The sequence below is a fragment of the Corallococcus aberystwythensis genome, from assembly GCF_003612165.1.
GTDB classification, from domain to species: Bacteria; Myxococcota; Myxococcia; order Myxococcales; family Myxococcaceae; genus Corallococcus; species Corallococcus aberystwythensis.
In genome coordinates this window covers 1-2,021 of the sequence record NZ_RAWK01000509.1, presented here as the reverse complement: position 1 = coordinate 2,021, position 2,021 = coordinate 1, and the positions used below count along the sequence as shown (strand labels likewise).

Genomic DNA, 2,021 nt, shown 5'->3' with positions numbered 1-2,021 from the left:
GGGCCCGGGTTTCGGTGCGCTTGCGTGGGCTCATGTGATTCTTCACGGGGGCGGCGGGACACCCTACCCGTAAGGCCGGGTCCGCCCGCCGTTTTTACCGACGGCAGGGGGCGGTTGTCCGGCCGGCCGTCCCCCTTCTGGCGGGACGGGCGATCGTCTATAGGATGCGCCGCGTCCATGGCCCGCCCACCCATCACCAACGACTTCTCCTGGTCCAAGAGCCGCCACGAGAAGTTCTCCGAATGCCTCCGGGCCTACTACCTCTACTACTACCGCTCCTGGGGCGGCTGGGAGGCGGAGGCGGCCCGGGACGTGCGCGAGCTCTACGTCCTCAAGAAGCTGCACAACCGCTACACCTGGGCGGGCAGCATCGTGCACGAGGCCCTCAAGGACGTGCTGCTGGACTGGCGCGCCGGCCGCGAGGTGGACCCCGCGAAGGTGGAGGCGCGCACGCACCGGCTGATGCAGGACGACTTCCGGCACTCGCGCTCCAAGGCGTACTGGACGCAGAAGTACCGCAAGCCCTTCACCGGCCTCTCGGAGCACGAGTACGCGGAAGAAATCCCCAACGAGGCCTGGAAGCAGAACTTCGAAACGGTGCGCAACGCGCTGACCTGGTTCTTCCAGTCACGCTGGCCCACGGTGGCGAAGGGGCTCAAGCCCGCGCAGTGGCTGGAGGTGGACGCGGGCTTCGACTTCGCCCACTTCGTCATGGACGGCGTGAAGACCTTCGCCATCCCGGACTTCGCCTACGTGGACGCGGAGGGCTCCGTCGTGGTGGTGGACTGGAAGACGGGCCGCTCGCGCGAGGGCTACGACGAACAGGTGCTGGGCTACGCGCTCTACATCGCGCAGCGCTACCGCTACCCGTTGGAGAAGGTCCGCGCGTCGCTCGTCTACCTCAACGAGGGGCTGGAGCACGACGTGACGGTGGATCCGTCCGCCATGGACTCCTTCCGCCAGCACTTCGCCCGGAGCGTGGAGGGGATGCGCGGGCTCTTGAAGGACGTCGCCACCAACACGCCGAAGGACTCAGAGGCCTTCCCGCAGACGGGGAACCTGGACGCCTGCGCGCGCTGCGTCTTCCGCCGTCCGTGCGGCCGGGAGCCCGCGGTGGCGCAGGCCCGGCCCCGCGTCGCCTGACGCTACCGCGCTGACGCCAGCCGGCGCACCACCACGCCCGCGGCGTTCATGCCGAACGCGGAGGTGACGAACGCCACGCTGCCGTCAATCTGCGTGCGGTGGTCGCAGGTGTGGAACTCATTGTCCTGCGGGCAGACGCACAGGAAGCCGTCGGTCGCGTCGTCGTAGTTGAGCGGCACCGGCTGCCGGCGCGTCTCGATGGAGTACACGGCGGTGATGCCCGTGTGGCGTTCCGTCTCCACGCCGTACTTGCGCTTGAGCAGCTTGCGGATGTCCTTCGCGAACGGATCCATGTGCGTCTCGCTCAGGTCCTCCACGCGGATGGCCGTGGGGTCCAGACGTCCCGCCGCGCCCATGGAGCTGACCACCGGCAGGCCCAGCGTCACGCACCGGTGCAGCAGGTGCAGCTTCGCCTTCACGTTGTCGATGGCGTCCACCACGAAGTCGTAGCGGCCCGCGGGCAGCAGCGTCTCCGCCAGCTCCTCGCGGTAGAACTCGCGCAGGGCCTCCACCTTCGCCTGCGGGTTGATGTCCTGGCAGCGCTGGGCCATCAGCTCCGCCTTGGACTTGCCCACCGACTTCACCGTCGCGTGCAGCTGGCGGTTGGTGTTGGTGACGCACACGTCGTCGTGGTCCACCAGCGTGAGGCGGCCCACGCCGCTGCGCACCAGGCCCTCCGCGGTGAAGCTGCCCACGCCGCCCAGGCCGAACACCACCACGTGCGCGTTGGCCAGCCGCTCCATGGCGTTGTCACCCAGGAGGCGCGCCGTGCGGTCGAAGCGACGCGACAGCTTGAAGGGCTTCGCCAGCGAGTCCGACGGCGCGACGGCGTTTGAAGCGGCCGGGGAGGCGGGAGGCGCCTCGGGCTCGGCGGTGGG

At 69.3% G+C, this 2,021-nt stretch carries 2 protein-coding genes; one reads left to right on the top strand and one right to left on the bottom strand.

The window, feature by feature from the left end:
* The first annotated feature begins 177 nt into the window (after positions 1 to 177).
* Positions 178 to 1,143: a PD-(D/E)XK nuclease family protein gene (locus tag D7W81_RS41025; RefSeq protein ID WP_120560725.1), complete on the top strand. Its 966-nt coding sequence runs from the start codon at positions 178 to 180 to the stop codon at positions 1,141 to 1,143.
* 2 nt (positions 1,144 to 1,145) lie between these two features.
* Here the strand turns inward: D7W81_RS41025 and D7W81_RS41020 are convergent.
* A partial coding sequence (locus D7W81_RS41020) for a tRNA threonylcarbamoyladenosine dehydratase (RefSeq protein ID WP_306440951.1) occupies positions 1,146 to 2,021 on the bottom strand: 876 nt, incomplete at its 5' end.

Coding starts and splice junctions, on each gene's coding strand:
- D7W81_RS41025 (WP_120560725.1), top strand. CDS start 178: ATGGCCCGCCCACCCATCACCAACGACTTCTCCTGGTCCAAGAGCCGC.